Source organism: Cobetia sp. 3AK (assembly GCF_029846335.1).
Classification (GTDB): Bacteria; Pseudomonadota; Gammaproteobacteria; order Pseudomonadales; family Halomonadaceae; genus Cobetia; species Cobetia marina.
The window spans coordinates 90,364-115,267 of the sequence record NZ_JARWKR010000010.1 but is presented as its reverse complement, the minus strand read 5'-3'; the positions used below and the strand labels follow the sequence as shown (position 1 = coordinate 115,267).

At 64.2% G+C, this 24,904-nt stretch carries 20 protein-coding genes; 12 read left to right on the top strand and 8 right to left on the bottom strand.

Features of this window, described 5'->3' with window-relative positions:
- The 8 genes from rsxB (at nucleotide 1) to QD228_RS14190 (ending at nucleotide 9,834) form a co-directional block, all read left to right on the top strand.
- Nucleotides 1–648, top strand: coding sequence for an electron transport complex subunit RsxB (gene rsxB / locus QD228_RS14225; RefSeq protein ID WP_176494413.1), 648 nt, complete (start codon nucleotides 1–3; stop codon nucleotides 646–648).
- Entirely contained in the window at nucleotides 648–3,608 is a 2,961-nt protein-coding gene (rsxC, locus tag QD228_RS14220; RefSeq protein WP_279875925.1) for an electron transport complex subunit RsxC, read from the top strand. Before rsxB ends, rsxC begins: the two co-directional genes overlap by 1 nt.
- 91 nt (nucleotides 3,609–3,699) lie before the next feature.
- On the top strand, nucleotides 3,700–4,740 hold the full coding sequence (gene rsxD, locus QD228_RS14215; protein ID WP_077374202.1) for an electron transport complex subunit RsxD: 1,041 nt from the start codon (nucleotides 3,700–3,702) through the stop codon (nucleotides 4,738–4,740).
- Nucleotides 4,737–5,516: an electron transport complex subunit RsxG gene (gene rsxG / locus QD228_RS14210; protein WP_279855250.1), complete on the top strand. Its 780-nt coding sequence runs from the start codon at nucleotides 4,737–4,739 to the stop codon at nucleotides 5,514–5,516. The genes rsxD and rsxG overlap by 4 nt, the downstream gene beginning before the upstream one ends.
- Nucleotides 5,509–6,219 (top strand): electron transport complex subunit E, encoded by a 711-nt coding sequence (locus tag QD228_RS14205; RefSeq protein WP_084208213.1) that lies wholly within the window; start codon nucleotides 5,509–5,511, stop codon nucleotides 6,217–6,219. The genes rsxG and QD228_RS14205 overlap by 8 nt, the downstream gene beginning before the upstream one ends.
- Before the next feature lie 133 nt (nucleotides 6,220–6,352).
- Nucleotides 6,353–6,988, top strand: coding sequence for an endonuclease III (gene nth, locus QD228_RS14200; protein ID WP_279875924.1), 636 nt, complete (start codon nucleotides 6,353–6,355; stop codon nucleotides 6,986–6,988).
- Between the two features lie 149 nt (nucleotides 6,989–7,137).
- The gene (locus QD228_RS14195; RefSeq protein ID WP_176494416.1) at nucleotides 7,138–9,345 is read left to right on the top strand and encodes an EAL domain-containing protein; all 2,208 of its coding nucleotides are present in this window, start codon (nucleotides 7,138–7,140) and stop codon (nucleotides 9,343–9,345) included.
- 201 nt (nucleotides 9,346–9,546) lie between these two features.
- Complete coding sequence (locus QD228_RS14190) at nucleotides 9,547–9,834, top strand: hypothetical protein (RefSeq protein WP_077374218.1); 288 nt, start codon at nucleotides 9,547–9,549, stop codon at nucleotides 9,832–9,834.
- 100 nt (nucleotides 9,835–9,934) lie between these two features.
- On the opposite strand, the gene QD228_RS14185 is transcribed toward QD228_RS14190, so the two are convergent.
- Complete coding sequence (locus tag QD228_RS14185) at nucleotides 9,935–11,269, bottom strand: NCS2 family permease (protein ID WP_084208211.1); 1,335 nt, start codon at nucleotides 11,267–11,269, stop codon at nucleotides 9,935–9,937.
- A gap of 477 nt (nucleotides 11,270–11,746) precedes the next feature.
- Between QD228_RS14185 and QD228_RS14180 the strand changes: the two genes are divergently transcribed.
- Both QD228_RS14180 and asd read left to right on the top strand, forming a co-directional pair.
- A complete protein-coding gene (locus QD228_RS14180; RefSeq protein WP_077374227.1) occupies nucleotides 11,747–12,640 on the top strand; it encodes a rhodanese-like domain-containing protein in 894 nt (297 codons plus the stop codon).
- Between the two features lie 154 nt (nucleotides 12,641–12,794).
- Entirely contained in the window at nucleotides 12,795–13,703 is a 909-nt protein-coding gene (gene asd, locus QD228_RS14175; RefSeq protein WP_077374230.1) for an archaetidylserine decarboxylase, read from the top strand.
- Between the two features lie 484 nt (nucleotides 13,704–14,187).
- Here the strand turns inward: asd and epmA are convergent, their stop codons facing one another.
- Nucleotides 14,188–15,222 (bottom strand): EF-P lysine aminoacylase EpmA, encoded by a 1,035-nt coding sequence (epmA, locus tag QD228_RS14170; protein WP_279875944.1) that lies wholly within the window; start codon nucleotides 15,220–15,222, stop codon nucleotides 14,188–14,190.
- Nucleotides 15,223–15,384: 162 nt separating this feature from the next.
- Nucleotides 15,385–15,951, bottom strand: a complete 567-nt coding sequence (gene efp / locus QD228_RS14165) for an elongation factor P (RefSeq protein WP_077374233.1) — start codon at nucleotides 15,949–15,951, stop codon at nucleotides 15,385–15,387.
- 156 nt (nucleotides 15,952–16,107) lie between these two features.
- On the opposite strand from efp, the gene epmB reads away from it, so the two are divergent.
- Nucleotides 16,108–17,211 carry an EF-P beta-lysylation protein EpmB gene (gene epmB / locus QD228_RS14160; RefSeq protein ID WP_279875923.1) on the top strand — a complete coding sequence of 368 codons (1,104 nt, stop codon included), beginning with the start codon at nucleotides 16,108–16,110 and terminating at the stop codon, nucleotides 17,209–17,211.
- 174 nt (nucleotides 17,212–17,385) lie between these two features.
- Nucleotides 17,386–17,745, top strand: a complete 360-nt coding sequence (locus tag QD228_RS14155; protein WP_077374236.1) for a 5-carboxymethyl-2-hydroxymuconate Delta-isomerase — start codon at nucleotides 17,386–17,388, stop codon at nucleotides 17,743–17,745.
- 107 nt (nucleotides 17,746–17,852) lie between these two features.
- Here the strand turns inward: QD228_RS14155 and QD228_RS14150 are convergent, their stop codons facing one another.
- From QD228_RS14150 to QD228_RS14130, 5 genes are all read right to left on the bottom strand, one after another.
- Nucleotides 17,853–18,101 (bottom strand): TIGR02647 family protein, encoded by a 249-nt coding sequence (locus QD228_RS14150; protein ID WP_077374239.1) that lies wholly within the window; start codon nucleotides 18,099–18,101, stop codon nucleotides 17,853–17,855.
- Between the two features lie 221 nt (nucleotides 18,102–18,322).
- Nucleotides 18,323–19,534: a phosphoserine phosphatase SerB gene (gene serB, locus QD228_RS14145; protein WP_077374242.1), complete on the bottom strand. Its 1,212-nt coding sequence runs from the start codon at nucleotides 19,532–19,534 to the stop codon at nucleotides 18,323–18,325.
- A gap of 67 nt (nucleotides 19,535–19,601) precedes the next feature.
- The gene (parC, locus tag QD228_RS14140; protein WP_279855255.1) at nucleotides 19,602–21,878 is read right to left on the bottom strand and encodes a DNA topoisomerase IV subunit A; all 2,277 of its coding nucleotides are present in this window, start codon (nucleotides 21,876–21,878) and stop codon (nucleotides 19,602–19,604) included.
- A 161-nt stretch (nucleotides 21,879–22,039) separates the two neighbouring features.
- Nucleotides 22,040–23,920, bottom strand: a complete 1,881-nt coding sequence (gene parE, locus QD228_RS14135; protein ID WP_077374248.1) for a DNA topoisomerase IV subunit B — start codon at nucleotides 23,918–23,920, stop codon at nucleotides 22,040–22,042.
- 154 nt (nucleotides 23,921–24,074) lie between these two features.
- Nucleotides 24,075–24,821, bottom strand: a complete 747-nt coding sequence (locus tag QD228_RS14130; RefSeq protein ID WP_279875922.1) for a YqiA/YcfP family alpha/beta fold hydrolase — start codon at nucleotides 24,819–24,821, stop codon at nucleotides 24,075–24,077.
- Nucleotides 24,822–24,904 lie beyond the last annotated feature (83 nt).

The following is a 24,904-nucleotide window of genomic DNA, read 5'->3' as shown; positions in this document are numbered from 1 at the left end:
ATGCTCGATTTCCTCAACGACCATACGCTGATCTCCGCCATCATCGCGCTGGTGGCCATGGCGATAGTCTTCGGTGGCCTGCTCGGCTTCGCCTCGGTGGCCTTCAAGGTCGAGGGCGACCCCATCGTCGAGCAGATCGACCAGCTGCTGCCGCAGACCCAGTGCGGCCAGTGCGGCTATCCGGGCTGCAAGCCCTATGCCCAGGCCATCGCCGAGGGGGACGAGATCAACAAGTGCCCACCGGGTGGCGAGAGCACCATCGCCTCGCTGGCCGACCTGTTGGGTCGCGAGGCCACGCCGCTGGATGGCGATGCCGACAACACCCCCAAGGTGGCGGTGATTCGCGAAGACGAATGCATCGGCTGCACCAAGTGCATCCAGGCCTGCCCGGTGGACGCCATCCTGGGCGCCGCCAAGCACATGCACACCGTGATCGCCGACGAATGCACCGGCTGCGACCTGTGCGTCGAGCCCTGCCCAGTGGACTGCATCGACATGGTGCCGGTCGCCACCGACGTGCGCAGCTGGCATTGGCCACAGCCGGCCGGCCCGGCCCGAGACAATACCCGCTTCAGCGGCAGCCTGATCGTCACTGACGCTGCCCCGCAAGAGCGCGCTACCGCCACCTCTGCAAGGAATGTCGCCTGATGGTTCTGTCGTTGCTCAAGTCCATGGTGACGTCCCGTTCTGCCACGAGCACTGCTGCCCCGCGCGCGACAGGCAGTGACAGCGTTCCCCGCGTATTCGACTTCCACGGCGGCATCCACCCGCCGGAACACAAGGCACTCTCCAATCGCGCCCCGCTGGTGGCCGCCCCGCTGCCCCATGAGGTGGTACTGCCGCTCAGTCAGCATATCGGCGCGCCCGCCCAGCCGCTGGTGGAGATCGGCCAGCGCGTGAAGACCGGCGAGCTGATCGCTCGCGCCCAGGGCATGATCTCCGCGCCAGTGCATGCCAGCATCACCGGCGTGGTCACCGCCATCGAGCCGCGTCAGATCCCTCACGTCTCGGGCCTGGAAGATCTGTGCATCGTGATCGAGCGTGACGGCGAGATCGATGAATGGGCGCGCCTTGAGGCCTGGCGCGACTGGCGCCAGCAGGAAGCCCAGGACCTGATCCAGCGCCTGCAGGATGCCGGCGTGGTCGGCCAGGGCGGCGCGGGCTTCCCCTCGGCGGTGAAGGCGCGCGTGCGTGAGCGCCACGCCATCGACACCCTGATCCTCAACGCGGCGGAGTGTGAGCCTTACATCACCGCCGACGACCTGACCATGCGCACGCATCCGGAAGCGCTGATCGAAGGGCTCGAGATTCTCGCCAGCCTGATCGGCCCCGAGTACATCCTGATCGGTATCGAGGACAACAAGCCCGAGGCCGTCATCGCGCTGGAGCAGGCGATTCGCGCCCGGCGTGCCGACAAGCGCCTGCCGCCACTGGATTCACGTCTGGAAGTCGTGGTGGTGCCGACCAAGTACCCCTCCGGTGGTGAGAAGCAGCTGATCAAGCTGCTGACGGGCCGCGAAGTGCCCAGTCGCGGCCTACCTGCGGATGTCGGCGTGGTGGTGCACAATCCGGGCACCGTGCGCGCGGTGCAGCGTGCGGTGTGCTTCGGCGAGCCGATGATCTCGCGGGTCGTCACCCTGACCGGCGAGGCCCTGCAGCACCCGCACAACGTCGAGGCCCGCCTGGGCACCGCCATCGGTGACCTGCTGCGCCTGGCTGCTCCTTCTGCGAGCGGCATCGCCCGTCTGGTGATGGGTGGGCCGATGATGGGCTTCACCCTCGAGAGTGACGCCCTGCCGATCATCAAGACCACCAATTGTCTGCTGGCCTCCTCGCCTGAGGCGGTGCCGGCCCCTGCTGTCGAGCAACCCTGCATCCGCTGTGGCATGTGCGAGCAGGCATGTCCGGCGGAGCTGCTCCCGCAGCAGCTCTACTGGTTCTCCAAGTCTCGCGAGTTCGACAAGGCCGAGCTCTACAACCTCGCGGACTGCATCGAGTGCGGTGCCTGCTCCTATGTCTGCCCCAGCCAGATTCCGCTGGTGCAGTATTACCGCTTCGCCAAGGGCGAGATACGTACCGCCCAGCACGAGGCGCGCAAGTCAGAGCGCGCCCGTCACCGCTTCGAGTTCAAGCAGGCGCGCATGGCACGCGAGGAAGCCGAGAAGGAAGCCAAGCGCCAACAGCGTGCCCAGGCCGCCCAGAAGGCCGCCGCAGCGCGCGCCGATGCCAGTGCCACCGCAGACACGACGTCGACCTCGGCCTCCACAGCGACCACGGCTGCCCAACCGGCACCGGCCACCGATATCAAAGCCTTCAAGACGGCGCGCGCCGCAGCCAACATCGCCCTCAAGAAGGCCGAGAAGGCGCTCAAGGCGGCTCAGGACAGTGGCGAGAGCAGCGCCAGTGATCTTGCGGCGCTTGAGGCCAACGTGACCGCGGCCAAGGCCAAGCTTGCCAGCGCCGAGAGCGCCCTCAAGGCCGCCAGTGAGGCAAGCGAGTCCGCCGCTGCGGCCCCCGCCTCTGCTGCCACCGGCGCGTCCGCCCCCGCCGCCGCAGCCCCAGCTGCCGCAGCTTCGGCTGGCGACCTCAAGGCGCTCAAGACGGCGCGTGCCGCCGCCAACATCGCCGTCAAGAAGGCCGAGAAGGCCCTCAAGACGGCGCAAGACAGTGGCGAAGGCGACATCGCGGCGCTGGAGGCCAGCGTCACGGACGCCAGGGCCCGACTGGCCAAGGCCGAAGCCGACCTCAAGGCCGCCAGCGAGACCAGCGAGTCAGCTGCCCCTGCGCCGGCCAGCACTTCCACGACAGGCGCCGCTGCCCCGGCAGCCGATCTCAAGGCGCTCAAGACGGCGCGTGCCGCCGCCAACATCGCCGTCAAGAAGGCCGAGAAGGCCCTCAAGACGGCACAGGATAGCGGTGAGGGTGACATCGCGGCGCTGGAGGCCAGCGTGACAGATGCCAGGGCGCGACTTGCCAAGGCCGAAGCCGACCTCAAGGCGGCCAGCGAGTCAGCTGCCCCTGCGGCGGCAAGCACCTCCACGACAGGCGCCGCTGCCCCTGCAGCCGCAGCGCCGGCTGCCGATCTCAAGGCGTTCAAGACGGCGCGTGCAGCCGCCAATATCGCGGTCAAGAAGGCCGAGAAGGCGCTGGCTCGCGCCAGCGAAAGCGGTGAAGGCGATATCGAGGACCTGCAGACCCTGCTGGCCACCGCACAGGAAAACCTGCGCGCCGCCGAGGTTCGCCTGACCAGCGCGCAAGCTGACGGCACTGTCGCGCCGCCTGCCGCCAAGGGCGCGGGTGAATTGATTCCCGAGGCCCCCAAGGCTGCCGCAGGATCGGTGGGACGTGGCAGCATGGCCAGCAACGTGACGCTCTCCCAGGCCGAGATCGAGGCATCGCGCGCCGAGAACCTCGCCAAGCGTCACAAGCAGGTCACCATCGCGGTCAAGGCGGCCGAGGCGGCCCATCGCAAGGCAGAGGCGGCACTGAGCGAGGCGGATGACGAAAGCCGCCAGCGACTGGCCACCAAGGTCGACCGTACGCACCGCAATCTGGAACACGCCCGCGAGTCGCTGGCCGAGGTACAGGCACTGGTGGACGCGCAATGAGTGACGCGCGTTCCTTCACCGCCCCCTTGGCAGGCCGCTGCACCGCACGCCACACGTCATTGTCCATTTACCGCAAGGATCTGAACGCCTCATGAGCCTGATGCACGCAAGCTCTCCCCATGCCCATGGGCCCACCGCCACCTCGCGCGTGATGGCCTGGGTGCTGGCTGCCACGCTGCCGGGCATCGCCGTACTCTGCTGGCACTATGGCTGGGGCGTGCTGTTCAATCTCGTCTTCGCCTGCCTGACCGGCATCGCGCTCGAGGCGCTGTTGCTCAAGCTGCGCGGACGGCCGGTCAGCTTCTTCCTCAAGGACAACTCGGCGCTCGTCACCTGCGTGCTGCTGGCCGTCTCGCTGCCGCCGCTGGCCCCCTGGTGGCTGGTACTGACCGGCGTGGTCGCGGCCATCGTGGTCGCCAAGCAGCTCTACGGCGGCCTGGGCCAGAATCCGTTCAATCCGGCGATGGTCGCCTATGCGCTGCTGCTGATCTCCTTCCCGGTCGAGATGTCGCGCTGGTCGGCCCCCGATGGCTTCACGCTCGGCTTCGCCGACAGCCTCAGGCAGTTCTTCGGCATGATCGCCACGCCGGATGCCCTGACCGGCGCCACACCGCTGGACGCCTTCCGCAACAAGGGCGAGCTTTCCAGCAGCGAGTTCTGGGCCGACCCGAGCCTGCTGCCCGCCGCCAACCTGCTGGCCTGGCAGCAGACCGCCATCGCCTGGGGCCTCGGCGGCCTGGTGCTGCTGGCACGTCGCCTGATCACCTGGCATATCCCGGTGGCGATGCTGGGCAGCCTGAGCGTGATCTCGGGCATCTTCTTCTTGATGGAGGGCGATCAGCATGCAAGCCCGCTATTCCACCTGCTATGCGGCGCGGCGATCTTCGGTGCCTTCTTCATCGCCACCGACCCCGTCACGGCGGCGACCTCCAACAAGGGCAAGCTCTACTACGGCGCGGGTATCGGCGTGCTGATCTATCTGATTCGCACCTTCGGTGCCTATCCGGATGCCATCGCCTTTGCGGTGCTGCTGATGAACTTCAGCGTACCGTTCATCGATTACTACACGCAGCCCCGCAGCTATGGTCACAAGAAGGCCCGTCGCGGCATCAAGCTGGAGGACAAGGCATGAGCCTGACGCCGGATCAACCCGAACAGCAAGCCCAGGCCGCGCGAGGCCTGAAGCACAACATCGCGCGGGCCGCCTCGGGCCTGGCGGTGTTCGCCATCGTCACCGCCGGCGTAGTGGCCGTCACCCAGATGACCACCGCCGACACCATCGCGGACAACGAGCGTGCCGCCCAGAGCGCCGCGCTTGCCGAGATCATCCCGCCGTCACTGCACGACAATGACCTGCTCGACGATGCCTTCGTCCTGCCGCCCTCCCAGGTGCTGGGACTGGAAAGCGCCGACACCGGCTGGCGCGCCACTCGGGATGGCAAGACCGTCGCAGTGCTGCTGCCGGTGGTCACCGGCAAGGGCTACAGCGGCGATATCCGCCTGCTGGTCGGTATCCGGGCAGATGGCAGCGTGGCCGGCGTGCGCGCCGTCAAGCACGCCGAGACCCCGGGACTGGGCGACAAGATCGAAGCCCGCAAGTCCGGATGGATCCATGAGTTCGACGACCAGACGCTCAGCTCGGTGGAGTGGAAGGTGCAGAAGGATGGCGGAGACTTCGACCAGTTCACCGGCGCGACCATCACCCCGCGTGCAGTCGTGGGGGCCGTGCGTCAGGCTCTGATCTACTTCATGGCGCATCGCACGGCGCTGCTGGCCGGCGACAGCGAGACGCTGACCGCGACACGCCGCGCCGCCAAGGCACAGGACACCGCACACGCTCCCTCCGCTGACGGCACGCTTGCGCCATCAGCGACTTCTGAACACGGCGGAGATGAACCTCATGAGTGATATCTCACTTGGCAAGATCAGCCGCGACGGCCTGTGGGACAACAACCCGGCGCTGGTACAGCTGCTGGGCCTGTGTCCGCTGCTGGCCGTCACCGCCAGCGTCGTCAATGCCATCGGCCTGGGACTCGCCACCCTGCTGGTGTTGGTCGGCTCCAACGTGGCGGTGTCACTGATCCGCAATCTGGTGCCGTCGGCGGTACGCCTGCCGGCCTTCGTGATGATCATCGCCTCCTTCGTGACCTGCGCTGAGCTGTTGATGAAGGCGTATACCTATGAGCTCTACCAGATTCTGGGCATCTTCATTCCGCTGATCGTCACCAACTGCGCGATTCTCGGGCGTGCCGATGCCTTCGCCGCCAAGCACCCGGTGCTGCCGGCGGCCACCGATGGGCTGATGATGGGGCTGGGCTTCATGGCCGTGCTGGTACTGCTGGGCGGCATGCGCGAGCTGTTCGGTCAGGGCACGCTGTTTGCGGGCATGGAGCTGCTGCTCGGGCCGGTGGCCGCAGACTGGAAGCTGACGCTGTTCCCGGACTACTCCTTCCTGTTCCTGGTGCTGCCGCCCGGCGCCTTCTTCTGCATGGGACTGATCATCGCGGGCAAGAAGACCATCGATGAGCGCCTCGAGCAGCGCCGCAAGGCAGCAGCCGTGGATGCGCCCAAGGCCTCGCGTCGCGTGCGCGTCACCGGCACGATTTCCTGATACGTGGGCCTGAGCCCAGGCCTGCCTGCTTTATTCTGTCTGTTTCCCCTGTCTGCCTTTCCCTGTCTGGAGGCCAGCTGCGTTCCTCCAGACAGACACTGACCGAACCTCGCCGACCTGACACCGAGCTGCCATGAACGCCCAGAAACGTCTCGAGATCTTCACCCGCCTGCGCAACGAGAATCCAGAGCCACGCACGGAGCTTGAGTGGTCGACGCCCTTCGAGCTGTTGATCGCGGTCCTGCTCTCGGCGCAGGCCACGGATGTGAGCGTCAACAAGGCCACCGCCAGGCTGTATCCGGTCGCCAATACCCCGGAGAGCATTCTGGCGCTGGGCGTCGAGGGACTGAAGGAGTACATCAAGACGATCGGGCTTTTCAATACCAAGGCCGAGAACGTCATCAAGACCTGCCGCATGCTGATCGAGCAGCATGGAAGTGAGGTGCCGCAGACCCGCGAGGCACTGGAAGCGTTGCCCGGCGTGGGCCGCAAGACCGCCAACGTGGTGCTCAACACCGCCTTCGGTCAGCCGACCATGGCGGTGGACACGCACATCTTCCGCGTCTCCAATCGCACGCGAATCGCGCCGGGCAAGAACGTGCTGGAGGTCGAGCACAAGCTGATGCGCCATGTACCGAAGGAGTTTCTGGTCGACGCCCATCACTGGCTGATCCTGCATGGCCGCTACACCTGCGTGGCACGCAAACCACGCTGCGGCAGCTGCGTGATCGAGGACCTCTGCGAGTACAAGGACAAGGTAGACCTCTAACACATCAGGACACCAGGCGTCATCGGGGGGCTTGACCATGCGTGGCCGGCAGGCGTGAACGTTGACTGAGCGAGGACCCCGCCTCCCTGCCTATTCAACCGAGCGGCAACGTAGACTGGAGGCTATCTCCATCGCCCCGGGAACCCGCCATGGCCGCACCTTCCGATGCCGAGGGACGCCACCCTTCGCATTCAGAAGTCTCCACCGAGACCCTAGCGTCTGACGACGACAGCCTGCATGCACGACTGCAGGCCATGTCGTCACGTCTCGAGGCGCTGCAAGCCGAGAACCATCTGCTGCGCACGCTGGTCGACACCCATCCCGACATCCTGTTCATCAAGGATGCCAAGGGGCTGTTTCGCTTCGCCAATCGCACCCTGACCGACTTCTACGGCACCACGCTCGAAGACATCATCGGACGCGACGACAGTCATTACACCGGCAATACCGAGCAGAGCCGCTTCTTCCGCCGCAGCGTGGAGCAGGTGCTCAGCAAGTTCGAGCGTGAGCAGGTCTTCGAGGATGCCACCGACGGCACCACCGGCGAGATCAATCATTTCCGCTCCATCAAGCAGCCCTTCCATGACATTCATGGCAAGCCGCTGGTCGCCGTGCTGGCGCACAACATCACCGCGGAAGTCCGTGAGCATGAGCGCAAGAGCCGTCATATCGATCATATCTATGACACCTCGCTGGAAGGCTTCTGGGACTGGAACATCACCAACAGCTCCGTGACGCACAATCGGCGCTGGTCCGAGATCCTGAACGTCCCCCACGACGAGCTGCACAACAGCCTCGAGGAGTTCGCCAGCCTGCTGCATCCCGAGGACACGCCGGAAGTCATGGTCGCCATCCAGGACTGCCTGGAAGGCGGGACACCCTACTACCATCGCCATCGCATGCTGACACGGGACGGGAATGTCGTCTGGGTCATCGACAAGGGGGACGTGATCGAGCGTGATCACGACGGCACTCCCCTGCGCATGATCGGTTCCATCACCGACATCACGCGCATCGTCGAATCAGAAGCCCTGCTGCATCAGCACAGTCGCTTCGACCCTCTCACCAAGCTGGCCAATCGCGCCACGCTGATTGATGCGCTGCAGCAGGCGATCATCATCACGGACGCCAGAGACACTCACGGGGCGCTCATCTTCATCGACCTGGATCACTTCAAGAAGATCAATGACCTGCTGGGGCATACCACCGGCGACCATCTGTTGATCGAAGTGGCCCACCGTCTGACCGGCCAGGTACGGGAGACGGATCTTGTCGCGCGCTTTGGCGGGGACGAGTTCGTCATCCTGGTACAGCCCTTGAGCCATGACCCGCAGGCAGCCTGTCGTGAGCTGGATGAGCTGATGGAGCGTCTGCAGCAGGCGCTCAACCAGCCCTATACGCTCTCCGACCCGCAGTCGCAGCCACTGGATCATCACAGCTCGGCCAGTCTGGGCAGCATCATGTTCCATGATCGCGCCCTGAGTGCGGAGGAGCTCATTCGCCGCGCCGATATCGCGATGTATCGCGCCAAGGAAGCCGGACGCAACCAGACCGTGCGCTTTGACCCCAGCATGCGCGTGGAGCTTGAGCGGGCCGTGCAGCTGGAAAATGACCTGCGTCGCGCCATCGAGCACGAAGAGCTTTACATGGAGCTTCAGCCGCAATTCGACAGAGGGCTCAAGCTGGTCGGCGCTGAATGCCTGTTGCGCTGGCGACATCCTCGGTTCGGCAACATCTCCCCCTATGAATTCATCCCGCTGGCCGAGAAGAGCCAGCTGATCGACAGCCTCGGCGACTGGGTACTGGAACAGGCGTGCAGGCTGCTGGCGGGCTGGCAGAACGGCACCGGTTTCGCCGAGCTCTATCTATCTGTCAACGTCAGCGTCAAACAGCTGGAATCACCGCACTACGTCAGCAATGTCGCCAGAACGCTCGGCCAGCACACCCTCTCCCCTGAATACCTGCAACTGGAACTGACCGAGAATGTCTTCGCGACCGACATGCCAGCCACGGTGGCACGCATGCATGAATTGCGCTCGCTGGGACTGCGGCTGTCACTGGATGATTTCGGCACCGGCTTCTCCTCGCTGACCTACATCAAGCACCTGCCCTTCGATGAGCTCAAGGTGGATCGCAGCTTCGTCAATGATCTCGAGAACGACGAGATGAACCGCCGGATGGTGAACTTCATGGTGCAGCTGGGGCATGAACTGGGCATGTGCGTGGTGGCGGAAGGCGTTGAGACCTCCAGACAGCGAGAGCTGCTGCTGGAGATGGGCTGCGACGCCCTGCAGGGCTACCTGATGGACAAGCCCATGGGGATCGACGATTTCACCGCCAGGTACCTGGACACCTGATGCTGCAAGAGTGGGAGCGGGACTTGGAGTGAGAGTGCGAGTGAGAGTGCGAGTGAGAGTAAAAGTGCGAGTGAGAGTAAAAGTGAGCGGGTGAGTGAGGAGTGACGCTCGGGCCCACATGCCGCAGTGCAACAGCACGACAGCGTCCACGCTGCATTCATGGCACACTGTGGCCTCTTTTCTGTCCGGATACCGTGCGCAATGGAAGACTTCTTCAACTGGATCGGCACTCAGCTTGGCGCCGCCATCCGCTTCATCGTGGAGGGCCTGAGCGGCTTCTTCGCCAATTTCGACGACGCCCTCAAGGGCTTCTTCAGTGGTCTGGCCGGTGAGCTGGGCATGAGCACCTCCCTGTTCAGTCTGCTGGGCCTGGTGTTCGGGCTATATCTGCTGTTCAAGGGCGTCACGTCACTGCTCAGAGGTTCGATCATCGGCGGCATCCTGCTGGTGTTCCTCGGACTTACCTTCCTGGGCTGGATGATCGCCTGATCGCGCCATCTCGTCGGCCACAAAAAATCCCGCCAGTCCAAGACTGGCGGGATTTTTTCGTTCTCGACCGAGAGAAGGCGTCCGACGCAATCGCGTCCCCTCAGCCTTCCAGCAACAGCAGGATCGACAGCGCGAACAGCACCCACATGGTCGGGCGAATCTCCCGCGCCTTGCCAACCCCCAGCTTGATGATCACGAAGCTCAGGAAGCCGAACACGATCCCGTGGGTGATGGAGTAGGTCAGCGGGATCATCACCATGGCGATGAAGGCCGGAATCGCATCATCGAACTGGTGCCAGTGAATCTTGCGAATCGGCTCCATCATGAACACGCCGACCAGAATCAGCGCCGGCGCGGTGGCGATGGCAGGCACCAGCGACAGCAACGGCGCCAGGAACAGGAACGGCAGGAAGCACAGTGCCACGACCACGGCGACGAGACCGGTGCGCCCACCCTGGCTGATACCGGCCGCCGATTCGATATAGGCGTTGGCAGGGCTGGTGCCCAGCGGTGCGGAGACCAGCGCCGAGAAGGCATCGACCATCATCGAGCGACGGATGTTGCGCGGGTCACCATTCTCATCCTTCAGATTGCCCGCCTCAGCGACTGCCATGAAGGTGGACAGGGCATCGAAGAATACCGTGAACAGGATGACGAAGATGAAGGGCACGTAGGCGATCTTCAGTGAGCCCATGAAATCCAGTGCCAGCAGGCCGCTGAAATCAGGTGCCGCGAAGATGCCGGTGAAGTTGACCAGCGTCGGCTGCGCGATCTCGGGCGGGAAGTAGGCAGTCCCGTCCCCCCACAGACGGCCGATGGTGGCCGCCATCAGCGTGGTCGCCACGATGCCGATGATCAAGGCGCCATGGATACGTCTGGCGACCAGAACCGCCGTCAGCGCCAGCCCGATCATGAAGATCACCAGCGAGGGCGTCATGGGGGCGACGCTGACCACGGTGACGGGGTTGGATACGATCAGCTTGGCATTCACCAGCCCGATCAGGGTGATGAACAGGCCGATACCGCAGGCAATCGCATAGCGCAGCTGAGCGGGAATCGCATCGATGACCAGACGTCGCACGTTGAACAGCGCCAGGATGGCGAAGATGACACCCGCCCAGAAGACGCACCCCAGCGCGACCTCCCAGCGCATGCCGGTCCCCAGCACCATGGTGTAGGCGAACAGGGCATTGATGCCCATGCCCGGTGCCACCAGGATCGGATTGCGGGCGTACAGTCCCATCATCAGGCTGCCGAAGAAGCTGACCAGCACGGTGGCGGTCAGTGCGGCACTGAACGGCATGCCCGTAGCGGACAGAATGCCGGGATTGACCACGATGATGTACATCGAAGCCAGGAAGGTGGCAATGCCTGCCAGCACTTCCGTGCGCGTCGTGGTGCCTTCGGCGCGAAGTGAAAAGAGGCGCTCGAACAAGGTGAGACTCCCGTGGACTAGGTCGCGATTGGTTGGAGACAAGACGGATTTCACTGCAGGCGTTTCAGAGGCTGTGCGCTTTGCAGGACACTGCCGGATGTGGCGATTCGTCCCTGACAGGCAGGGACGGACAGACGCCGCAGCGCAAGGCACTGATGCGCCAGAGCATGGCACCAGCGCAAGGCACTGCGAATGACGCACCGTCTCCGTGCATGACGCTGTGCATGACGACCAGCGCTCGCCACCACTTGCGCGTCACATTCTTCGCCCGGCATGTGACGGGCAGCATTATAGACGCAAAGTCAGCACGAATTGAGCGTTTCTCGCCAGAACCGCTGCAGCGGCGCATGGCAGTGCCTGCCATCTCCCGCCTGGCGTCCGCCATCTGCCCCGCAAGCCGCGACTTGACGCCACTGGCCGCCAGCATGCCATGATGCTCACAAGGATCATCCCCATCGATGAAGCAAGGACCACGCCATGTCACCCTCCTCTTCCCAGTCAACGTCTTGCGACCCGACGGCCTCCGCCTCGTTCAGCTCCGAGCAGAACCTGCTGCCCTTGATCGTCGAGCCTGCGCAGCTGCTGCCGCTGCTTGACCACCCGGACATCGTGATCGTCGATGTTCCGCTCAAGGCCGAGAGTCATGCCAGTCATGTGCCCGGTGCACGCCTGCTCGACTTCAAGCGCCTGGTCGGCAGCAACGAGGACGAGATCCCCGGCGTGCCGAGCCCACAGGCGCTGTCCGACATCATGTCCGAGCTGGGCATTACGCGGGACAGCCATGTCGTCGCCTATGACGACGAAGGCGGTGGCTGGGCAGGTCGTCTGCTGTGGACCCTCGCGCTGCTGGGCCACACGCGCTTCAGTTATCTCAACGGCGGTCTGCATGCCTGGCAGGGTGAAGGACTTGCCCTGAGTGAGGCTGCCAGCGAATGGCAGGCCAGCGAATATCACGCCGCCTATGTCGATACCAGCGTGATGGCGACCCGCGAGGATATTCTCGAGCGCCTGTCCGCCGAGGCCCCCGAGGAGAAGGTCGTGGTGTGGGATGCCCGTTCACTGGAGGAGTATCGCGGAGAAAAAGGCCAGAATGCGCGCCTTGGCCATATCCCGGGCGCCGTGCACTTCGAGTGGACCGAGGCCATGGACCGCGAGCGCGACCTGCGCATTCGTGACTATGCCGAGCTGATCACCGAGCTGGGCGCGCGGGGCATCAGTCCCGAGCAGCATGTGGTGACGCACTGCCAGAGCCACCACCGCTCAGGCCTGACCTGGCTGGTGGGGCGTGCACTGGGGTTCGAGGACATTCGCGCCTATCCCGGTTCCTGGAAGGAATGGGGCAATCGCGAGGACACGCCGATAGAACGCTGAGCGGCCGGAGGGGGCTCGCTGCTGCCCCTGCCTGCCCCCGCGCTTGAGCGGCCAATGACGATGGGCTAAGGTGCTGCCAGCCTGCTGGCCGCCATCTCGTTGGTCAGCGCCCGCCCTTCGGGGCGGGCTTCTCTTTTCTGCAAGGATCAACATCGTGGATCGTGCCAAGCTGTTCTCTCTGAGCCAATACCCGTTACCCCAGCACCTGATCTCACGCCTCATCGGGCGCATCGCCGCCTGCGAGAACCCGTGGGTCAAGAACACCTTCATCGAACGTTTCATCAAGGCCTACGACGTCAACATGAACGAGGCGCTCGAGGAGAATCCGCGCGCCTACGCCTGCTTCAACGACTTCTTCACCCGCGCCCTCAAGCAAGAGGCCCGCCCCATCGAGGAAGGACTCGTCTCGCCTGCCGATGGTGTGCTGTCGCAGTTCGGGGCCATCAGCCACGGCACCCTGGTGCAGGCCAAGGGTCAGGCCTTCTCGCTGACCCAGCTGCTGGGTGGCAGCGAGGAGCGTGCCGCCCCCTTCCGCAACGGCCGCTTCGCTACCGTCTATCTGTCACCGAAGGACTATCACCGCGTCCACATGCCCCTGGCGGGCCGCCTGGTGGAGATGGCCTACGTGCCGGGACGCCTGTTCTCGGTCAATGAAGCCACCGCCACGCATGTGCCGGGCCTCTTCGCCCGCAATGAGCGCCTGGTCTGCATCTTCGAGACCGAACACGGCCCGATGGCCATGGTGCTGGTCGGCGCGATGATCGTCGCGGCGATCAAGACCGTGTGGAGCGGCCAGGTCACGCCACTGTCCGGCGATGTCGAGACGACCCGCTTCGATCAACTCATCGAGCTGGCACGGGGCGCCGAGATGGGTCGCTTCCAGCTCGGCTCCACCGTGGTGATGTGCTTCCCGGACAGCGTCGAGTTCGATGACACCCTGATGCCGGGCCAGAAGGTCAGCATGGGGCAGTCACTCGGCATGCGGCCAGCCTCCTGCGAGTCGCAGGTCGTTGACGAGTCGGCCCTCGGCAATGAGGAAACCTTCGCGCCAGACAGCGAATGACAGGCAGGAGCGCTGCCGAAGGCAATGGATGACACATAAAAAAGGGAAGCCGCCAGGCTTCCCTTTTCAACTGAGGCACCAGTATCAACCGGCCCCCTCTGGCATCCTTGCACGTCAGCATCTCGCCAACGTGCCTGGACATGCCTGTTCGTCCAACTGCGAGTCTTCCTCCCTGAATGGCGTAGTTCTCTTGAGGCTCTACTGCCGGAATCTCTCATGAGCGGCTCCGTGAAGCTCATGCGAGACCCCTGTCGACACCTTGTCACCATGCCCGATGAAAGGCGCCCGACAGCCACTCCTTCGGTCATGTGAATCGCCTCACCCCGTGCCGATCGATGGAGCAGGTACCCAGAGGGAATGTCTGCCCCGCTACGACGCCGGTATGACGACATCAGACTCCCTGTCTGATACCTGCAGTCTAGACGACTCAGATGTCCCTAGCGTGTCAAAGATAAACGCAATTGCTTGCGAGCAACGTGACACCTCAAGCACGTGCTGCCGGAAAGGCAACCACTGCGGCAATATCACGCTCACCCAGTGCCAGCATGATCAGACGATCCAGCCCCAGCGCCACACCACTGCCTGCCGGCATCCCGGCGTGCAAGGCGGCCACCAGGCGCTGGTCTGCCGCGACCTGCGGCAGGCCTGCCGCATGACGCTCGGCATTGTCAGCCGCGAAGCGCGATGCCTGCTCGGCGGCATCGGTCAGCTCATCGTAACCGTTGGCCAATTCGATCCCTGCGACATACGCCTCGAAACGCGAGGCCACCCAATCCCCTTCAGCATCCCGATGCTTGCGTGCCAGCGCCGCCTGGGCCGCAGGATAGTCCGTTACCAGCTCCACGGCGCCCTGTCCCAATGTCGGCTCGATCACCAGACTCATCAGCGCATCCAGGCAGGTCTCATGGGACCAGTCACTGGCATCGACAGCGCACTCACGCCCGCATGCCGCGCGCACTTCGTCCAGAGAGGCACTGAACGGGTCCAGTGACAGCACTCGCCGGAAGAGATCACGGTAGGCCGTGACGGCAGGACCAGCCCCTGAGGCGTCTGATGCATCAGAGGTGTCCAGCAGCGACGACTTGCCGGTCAGCTGCGCCCCGAGCGCCATCACGCGCTGGATCAGCTCACAGGTTTCTTCTCTCAGGCCCTCGAGACTCATGCCGGGGCGATACCATTCCAGCATGCAGAACTCGGGATTGTGGCGACGACTGACCTCACCATCGCGGAAGGCACGCGCGATCTGGAAGATCGGCCCGCTGCCGGCCGCCAGCAGACGCTTCATGTGGAATTCCGGCGAGGTCTGCAGCCACATCGGCACCCGTTCACGCTCACCGGGCAGTTGCAACGACGATGACAACGAGGCCAGCCCCACGTCGGTCGAGCCGGCCTGCCCCAGCACCGGCGTCTCCACCTCCAGCACCTCACGCTCGGCGAAGAAGGCCCGCACCTCATTGATCAGTCGTGCGCGCTGCACGAGGCGCTCTCGCGTCGCGGTGGGCGCCCAGTCTTGCGGCAAGGGAGTCTGGGGAGAATCAGAGGAAATATCGACGTCTGACATGGCGAGCTCGACGAGTGGATCAGCAAGGGACAGTGGCCAGCCTGCAGGATTGACCGGCACAAACGATGATGCCCCGCACGAGGCGAGGCATCAGAGGGGTCACGACGTGAGCAAAAAGGCTCAGGCGCGCGAGACGTACTCGGCGCTGCGCGTATCGACCTTGAGCACTTCGCCCTGGTTGATGAACAGCGGGACACGCACCACGGCACCGGAAGACAGCGTCGCCGGCTTGGAGCCACCGTTGGCGGTGTCACCCTTGAGGCCCGGATCCGTCTCGACGACTTCCAGCTCGATGAAGTTCGGCGGAGTCACCGCGATCGCGTTGTCATTCCACAGCGTGATGGTGTAGACGACCTGCTCTTTCAGCCACTTGATGTTGTCGCCCAGCGCCTTGCCATCGACGGCATACTGCTCGAAGGAGCCATCGGTACGCATGAAGTGCCACATTTCCCCGTCGGTGTAGAGGTATTCCATGTCGACTTCCATGACGTCGGCAGCTTCGATGCTCTCACCGGACTTGAACGTCCGCTCCCACACACGACCGGTCTTCAGGTTGCGCAGCTTGACGCGATTGAAGGCCTGCCCCTTGCCCGGCTTGACCAGCTCATTGTCAACGATGGCACAGGGGTCATTGTCCAGCATCACTTTCAGACCGGACTTGAATTCGTTGGTAGAATAATTGGCCATCTTGCTCGCTCTCGACTCGTTAACGGGTCTTGCCCGCCATGAATTCCAGATTGCCGCCTCACGGGCAGCAACCATGACTAAGAAGTGATGCGCATGATAACCCGAACCTCGCCATCCTTGCATACCATCACGCATGAGACGTGCGAAAGTCACGATGTGACGCCCCTCGCACTCCACTCGAGTCCGCGCGGTGACTGGCGTGCACAGCTGCGCGACGTCATTCGCTCTCCCGAGGCGCTGCTGGACCGCCTGGGACTGGATCACGAATGGCTTCCCGGCGCCAGCGACGGCCATGCCCTGTTCTCGATCCGCGTTCCCGAGGCCTATGCCAGCCGCATCCGCCCCCAAGACCCGAATGACCCGCTGCTGCGTCAGGTGCTGCCACTGGACAGCGAGACGGACGTGCTCGACGGCTATGTCACCGACCCGCTGGAAGAAGCGGAGCACACCCCGCTCCCGGGACTGATCCACAAGTACACCAACCGGGTGCTGCTGATGGCCAGCGGTGGCTGCGCGATCAATTGCCGCTATTGTTTCCGGCGCCATTTTCCCTATGAAGACCACCAGCCCAGCCGCGCGCAATGGCAGGACATTCTCGACTACCTGCGCGCCGATGAGCGCATCCACGAGGTCATCCTCTCGGGTGGCGACCCGCTCGTGTCTCCCGACAGGCGACTGGCCTGGCTGGTGGAATCATTGGGCGAGATACCGCATCTCAAGCGTCTGCGCATCCACACCCGCCTGCCGGTGGTGATACCGGATCGCGTCAATGCCGAGCTGCTGGACTGGCTGAAGGCGACGCGACTGCAGAAGGTGCTGGTCATCCACAGCAACCACGCCAACGAGCTGGACGCGGAGGTCGCCGCGGCCATGACACGCCTCAAGGCAGCCGGGGTCACCCTGCTCAACCAGAGCGTCATCCTACGCGGCGTCAATGACTCGGTGGAAACGCAGACGGCCCTCGCCGAGCGACTGTTCGAGTGCGGGGTGCTGCCCTACTACCTGCATGCCTTCGACCCCGTCCAGGGCGCCGCCCACTTCGCGGTCAGCGATGAAGACGCCTGCGCCCTGATGGAGGCACTGCTGGAGCATCTGCCCGGCTTCCTGATGCCACGTCTGGTGCGCGAGATCCCCGGGCGCCGCTCCAAGACGCCCCTGAGTGGTGCTCACTCCCCGGGCCACCTTGCAGACCACACCCAGACTGTCGGCCATGATGACCATCCGGACCCTACGAGAGCCACGCTGATTGCCCGCAGCTGAAATCCACCGATGAGATCAGCCGATGAGATCAGACCTTGAGGTCAGCACTGCGCCATGCGCGGTGCGCTTGCGAAAATCTGCTACCATCGCGGCCCCATTTCGCTAGAATCGCTGGCCATCATCACCATCGGCACACGCCCCAAGAGGCGTGGCCACGCTCAAGGAGCCCATCACATGCCTCATCTCGTCATTGATTATGCCGACAGTCTGGCCCCCAGCCTCGACATGGACGCGATCATGGATGACCTGCATGCCGCCGCCATGCAAAGCGGCCTGTTCAAGGAAAGCGACATCAAGGTGCGCGCGGAAAGCTGGCGTCACTGGCGCCTGGCGGGCAATCAGGCACCACTGGCGCACAAGCATGGCTTCGTCAACCTTCACTGCCATCAGCTGGAAGGCCGAAGCGATGACGACAAGTCGCGTCTGGCGGACATCCTGATGGAAGCCCTCAAGCCGCACTGCGAGGCCGCTCGCGAGGTCAGCGTGGAGATCGTCGAGATCACGCGCGCGACCTACCGCAAGCACAAGGCCTGACCCCTCAGGCAATAACGCAAGACGCCCCGCCGGCAGGCTGCCGCGGGGCGTCTTGCGTTATTGCACCTGCCCCGTATATCGCCGTATCCGGGGCTCATGCGCGGTGTTCAGGTCCCTGTCATGGCCTGGGGAACGTGCAGCAGATCGTTCAGACGATGGGCATGCTCGGCAGCCTCACGACCCACGGAGGTCAGATAGCCACCATCGGGCAGCGTGGTCAGGCCCTTGGCGTGCAGACGTTCTGCCGCAGCGACCATGTCAGGACTGGCATCGTGGCGAATCTTCAAGCCCTTGAGGGCGGCGTCATGCGGGAACAGACACAGCAGGTGCAGTTCATCGTCATAGGGTGACGGCATGGGCAAACTCCTGACGGCGTGGCGAATGGCGTTTTGGGAGGGCGACAACAGACAGACTCCGAGTCGTCGGCGCCTGTCACCAGTCTAGTCACCGTGCGCAAAACCACCCTGCTGCTTTGGGACTAGACCCCGTCCCATCCGCCCCGAGCATCGAAAACGCCCCCACCGCAACCGCGGTGAGGGCGTTTTCGATAAGGCAACGTCAGGCACTCACTGCAGACTCAGTGCTTGAGGTCCTGCTGGCGGTAGCCCATCAGATAGAGCACGGCATCAAGCCCCAGCGTCGAGATCGACTGACGCGCCTGTTCACGTACCAGCGGCTTGGCGCGGAAGGCGATGCCCAGCCCTGCTTCAGCAAGCATCTTGAGGTCGTTGGCACCATCCCCGACAGCGATGGTCTGCTCCATGCGCAGGCCGTGACGCTCGGCGATCTCGCGCAGCAGCAGTGCCTTGCGCTCGGCATCGACGATCGGTTCACGCACCTCACCGGTCACCTTGCCATCGACGATCACCAGCTCGTTGGCGTGGATCTCATCGAAGCCCAGCAGCTGCTGGAGGTGACGCGCAAAGTAGGTGAAGCCACCGGAGAGAATCGCGGTGCGATAGCCCAGCGCCTTGAGATTGGCCATCAGACGCTCGACCCCATCCATCAGCGGCAGGTTGGCGGCGATCTCCGCCAGCACCGACTCGTCCAGCCCCTTGAGCTTGCTCATTCGCTCACGGAAGCTTTCCTGGAAGTCCAGCTCACCGCGCATGGCACGCTCGGTGACTTGCGAGACTTCCTCGCCGACCCCATGACGACGCGCCAGCTCATCGATCACCTCGGTCTTGATCAGGGTCGAATCCATGTCGAAGCAGATCAGGCGGCGATGACGACGCCAGATATCGTCTTCCTGGATCGCGATATCGACACCATGCAGCGCGCCCAGCGCCAGCGCCTTCTCGCGCAGCGCATTGATGTCGGTCTCGTGCTCCGGCAGGCGCAGCCAGCACTCGACACAGGCGCCTTCGGCCGGTGACTCGCCATCCAGCGGTTCACGCCCCGACAGGCGATGCATGAGCTCGACGGTGATACCGAATTCCGCCGTCAGGCCGCCGACCTCGGCGAGAATGCCCGCCGGCAGCCGCGGCGCCAGCAGCGTCAGAATCCAGCGCGGGCGCTCCAGCTGATGGCTCCAGCGTGCATATTCCTCGGCGCCGACCTGCACGGCCTGCACATCCAGTCCCAGCTGTTCCCCGGCAGCACTCAGCGCCGCTTCCAGTTCGGACTGCGCCTCCAGTGCCACCAGCGCTTCCAGCGACACAAGCCCGAAGGTCACGCTCTGATTGATATCCAGCAGACGTGCGCCACTGCGGGCCAGCGCCTGACCGAGCCCTGCCAGCTGTCCCGGACGAGCCGCACCGGTGGCGCGGATCAAGATACGTTGTGTCATCGGAAAATCGTTCCTGAGCAATGAATCATCAAGAGGTTACCTCCAGGGCAGCTCGCCACTGGCATCATCAACTGTCTACGGCCAGACGATCGACCTTCTGGAAGCCCTTGGGCAACTTGCTGCCGCGTCGGCCACGCTCGCCACGATAGTAGTCAAGATCCGCCCCCTTGAGCAGCGTCTTGCGCTTGCCGGCGTGCACCACCAGCGTGGCCCCGGCAGGCACGACCACCAGCGAGCGCACGAATTCCTCACGATTGGCGGCGCGTTCGCCCGGAATCGACAGCATCTTGTTGCCCTTGCCCTTGGACATTTCCGGCAACTCGGCGAGCGGGAAGACCAGCAGACGCCCTTCGTTGGACACCACCGCCACTTCCGGCGGCGCGGCATCCCCCTGCGCCGTCTCAGGCACCTCGGGGATCGCCACCGGCGGCAGTACCGCACAGCCGCGCGGCAAGGTCAGCGCCGCCTTGCCGGACTTGTTCTTGCCGGTCAGCTGCTCGAGCGTGGTCACGAAGCCATAGCCACCATCGGAGGCCAGCAGATAGCGCGCCGAGGGTGCGTCGAGCAGCAGCCCGACCATCGAAGCCCCCGCCGCCGGATTCATGCGCCCGGTGATCGGCTCGCCCTGCCCGCGCGCACTGGGCAGATTGTGCGCGGCCAGGGTGTAGGCGCGCCCGGTGTCATCCAGCAGCACCAGCGGCTGATTGGTCTTGCCGCGCGCCGCCAGATGGAAGCGATCGCCGGCCTTGTAGGACAGGCCTTCGGGGTCGATATCATGTCCCTTGGCGGCACGGATCCAGCCCTTCTCGGACAGCGCGACGGTGATCGGGTCGGCACCCATCAGCTCGACTTCCGACAGCGCCTTGGCCTCGCCGCGTTCGACCAGCGGCGAGCGACGTGCATCGCCGAAGTCAGTGGCAGCCTGCTCAAGCTCACTGTCGATCAGGTCCGTCAGGGCCTCGTCATTGCCCAGCAGATGCTTGAGGTGCTTGCGCTCGCGCTTGAGCTCGTCCTGCTCGCCCCGCAGCTTCATCTCTTCGAGGCGTGCCAAGTGACGCAGACGCAGCTCGAGGATCGCCTCGGCCTGACGCTCGGAAAGCTGGAAGGTCTCGATCAGGCTGGCCTTGGGGTCTTCCTCCTCGCGGATGATGCGAATCACCTCGTCGAGATTCAGGTAAGCCGTCAGCAGCCCCTCGAGGATATGCAGACGATCCTCGACCTTGGCCAGACGATGCTCGAGACGGCGACGCACGGTGGCACGACGATAACGCAGCCACTCGGCCAGCATCTCGTGCAGCGCCATCACGCGCGGGCGACCCTTGAGGTCGATGACGTTCATGTTGACGCGCGCGTTCTTCTCGAGATCCGTGGTGGCGAACAGGTGCGCCATCAGGCCTTCGATATCGACCCGATTGGAGCGCGGCTGAATCAGCAGGCGCGTCGGGTTCTCGTGGTCGGACTCATCGCGCAGGTCCGCGACCATCGGCAGCTTCTTGGCCTGCATCTGGGCGGCGATCTGCTCGATCACCTTGGCGCCGGAGACCTGATACGGCAGCGCCGTGATCACGATATCGCCTTCTTCCAGCACATAGCGGGCGCGCATCTTCACGCTGCCACGACCGGTGCGATAGAGCTTGGCGAGGTCGGTGCGCGGCGTGATGATCTCCGCCTCGGTGGGGAAATCCGGTGCCGGCAGGAAGTCCATCAGCTGATCGCTGTCGGAGTCCGGGTTGCGCAGCAGGTGGCGTGTGGCGGCCACGACTTCATGCACGTTGTGCGGCGGAATGTCGGTCGCCATGCCCACCGCGATGCCGGTGGTGCCGTTGAGCAGCACATTGGGCAGACGCGCCGGCAGCACCTTGGGCTCGTTCATGGTGCCATCGAAGTTGGGCACCCAGTCGACGGTGCCCTGGGAGAGCTCGGACAGCAGCACCTCGGAATATTTCGACAGACGCGATTCGGTGTAACGCATGGCCGCGAAGGACTTGGGGTCATCCTGGCTACCCCAGTTGCCCTGCCCATCCACCAGCGGATAGCGATAGCTGAACGGCTGCGCCATCAGCACCATGGCCTCGTAACAGGCGCTGTCACCATGCGGGTGGAACTTGCCCAGCACATCGCCAACGGTACGCGCCGACTTCTTGTACTTGGCGTTGGCCGTCAGGGACAGCTCGCGCATGGCGTAGACGATGCGGCGCTGTACCGGCTTCATGCCATCACCGACATGCGGCAGGGCGCGGTCGAGAATCACGTACATCGAGTAGTCGAGGTACGCCTTTTCGGTGTAGTCACGCAGGGCCAGACGTTCGACGTCACCCTCCGCGACCTGGATATCCATGCTCATGGGCACTTGACCTTGATTACGAGCGTAAAACCGGGGAGCGCAAGACTCTGGCGCTCCCGAAAGAATGCTGTCGCGCAGCTTGTCTGGCTTTCGAAGTTCAACTGCTCTCGAAGCCCAGTTGGCTTTCGAAGTTCAAATGGCTGTGAAAGCTCAACCGATGATCAGACCTCGATGTCAGCCATGTTGCCGTAGTCCTCGAGCCAGCTCTTGCGATCACTGGCGCGCTTCTTGGCCAGCAGCATGTCGAGCATCTCGTGGGTGCCGTCATCCGCACTGCGCGTCAGCTGCACCAGGCGGCGAGTGTCCGGTGCCATGGTGGTCTCGCGCAGCTGCAGCGGGTTCATCTCACCCAGCCCCTTGAAGCGCTGCACGTTGGGCGTGCCACGCTTGCTCTCGAGCTGCTTGAGGATGTGCGCCTTCTCGCTCTCGTCCAGGGCGTAATGGACTTCCTTGCCCAGGTCGATGCGATACAGCGGCGGCATGGCGACGAAGACGCGCCCGGCATCCACCAGCGCCGGGAAGTGCCGCACGAACAGCGCGCACAGCAGCGTGGCGATGTGCAGGCCATCGGAGTCGGCATCCGCCAGGATGCAGACCTTGTGGTAGCGCAGCTTGGTGAGATCATCCGAGCCCGGGTCCAGCCCGATGGCGACCGCGATGTCGTGGACTTCCTGGGAGGAGTAGATGTCATGCGACTCGACTTCCCAGGTATTGAGGATCTTGCCGCGCAGCGGCAGGATCGCCTGGGTCTCGCGGTTGCGACCCTGCTTGGCGCTGCCGCCGGCCGAGTCCCCCTCGACCAGAAACAGCTCACTGTCGGCAGGGTCGGAGCTTGAACAATCCGAGAGCTTGCCCGGTAGCGCAGGCCCGGAGGTCACCTTCTTGCGCGCGACCTTCTTGGCGCTCTTCAGACGGCGCTGGGCCGCCGAGATCACCAGTTCCGCCAGCGCCTCGGCCTGGTCGACATGATGATTGAGCCACAGCGAGAAGGCGTCCTTGACCACGCCGGAGACGAAGGCCGCGACACTGCGCGAGGACAGGCGCTCCTTGGTCTGACCGGCGAACTGTGGATCGAGCATCTTCACCGACAGCACGAAGGCGGCGCGCTCCCACAGGTCATCCGCACTCAGCTTGACGCCACGCGGCAGCAGACTGCGGTAGTCACAGAATTCCTTGAGTGCCTCGAGCAGGCCGGAACGCAGGCCATTGACGTGGGTGCCGCCCAGCGGCGTGGGGATCAGATTGACGTAGGGCTCCTGCACCAGCTCGCCGCCTTCCGGCAGCCACTGGATGGCCCAGTCGACGCCATGCTCCTCATCCTCGAAATGACCGACGAACGGCGATTCCGGCAGTCGCTCGAAACCATCGGTGGCGCCGAGCAGATAGTCGCGCAGGCCATCCTCGTAATGCCAGGCCGTCTCGCTGCCATCCGTCTCGGTCAGCACGACCTTGAGCCCCGGGCACAATACCGCCTTGGCGCGCAGCAGGTGACGCAGGCGCGCCATCGCCAGACGCGGACTGTCGAAGTAGCTCTCGTCCGGCCAGAAACGCACCAGAGTGCCGGTATTGCGCTTGCCGACGGTACCGATCTGACTCAGCTCCTCGACCTTCTCGCCATTCTCGAAGGCAATGCGCTGACGCAGACCCTCACGGCAGACTTCCACCTCAAGGCGTGTCGACAGGGCGTTGACCACCGAGACCCCCACGCCGTGCAGGCCGCCCGAGAAGCGATAGCTGTCCTGGGAGAACTTGCCCCCCGCGTGCAGCTTGGTGAGGATCAGCTCGATCCCGGTCACACCATGCTCGGGGTGGATGTCAGTGGGCATGCCACGACCATCATCCGCCACCTCGATACCGCCGTCTTCCAGCAGCTTCACGCGTACTTCCTTCGCGTGACCCGCCAGCGCCTCATCGACGGAGTTGTCGATGACTTCCTGGACCAGGTGGTTGGGCCGAGTGGTATCGGTATACATGCCGGGCCGCTTGCGGACCGGTTCGAGGCCGGAGAGAACCTCGATGGAACTGGCGCTGTACTGACTCATCGCAGCCTTGTGTCCTTGGTGTTGACGTCCGGCAGACGCATCACGGATGGCGATGCCTCTGCCTGATTTTCTGAAGAGAGTCGCCGCTGGCCGAACGATCCGATGACGGATTCATCTTCCTGTCCGGCCCGCACGCCCAACCGTCCTCGACACGTTAGCAGGGTGCGACGTGGAAGGATGTCGCAAGCGACGGGGCCAGACGATGGCCGGCATGCGCCATGATGGCAGGCAGGTACTCCGCCAGTCTGGCAAATCCATGATCCCCTCCCGGCGTGAGGATCAGCCGGCAATCCTGATAGAGGCTTGCGGCATCGTTGACGTCCAATGTCTCGTCCGCCGTGGCAAGCAGCACGAGGGTGCGCTGCGGCGTGACGGGGATCGCTTCCAGTGCGGCCAGCGCCGGCCCGAATGCTTCGGTGACGGTGAAGGACTCGCCGGTATAGGGGTTGGCGTGGGTCGACCCCAGCCATGCCGTGACGAGCCTGACCGGGCGCACGGCTGGGTTGATCAATACCGTGCGCGGCCCCTGACGCCATACGCTCTGCTCGCAGCCCTGGGGTCCATCGAGTCGCGCAGCCTCACGCGCGGCAAGCCAGGTGCTCAGAAAGCCACCCATGGAGCTGCCGATCACCACGATGGCGTCGTCACAGGCAGGGTCAGCCGGGTCGAGATCCAACTGCGCGCAGAGCGCCTGGTAGGCCTCCTCCACCAACGCCTGCCCGGCAGCGGGCTGCGGTGGGATGTCAGGCGCGACGCAGGGCAGACCGAATTCGGCGGCCGCACGCTTCATCAACTGCGCCTTGGGCGAGCAACTGGCCGAGTTGAAACCATGCAGGTACAACACGCCCCTGACCGGAGGAACGACAACGCCTGCCTGCGCAGGGTAATGGGGACGGCTCATCAGCGCTCCCGACACGCGCGAACCGAACGGCTCACGCTCGGTTCGCGGCAAGGTGTCTAGTGTAAACGATTGATTCCCATATA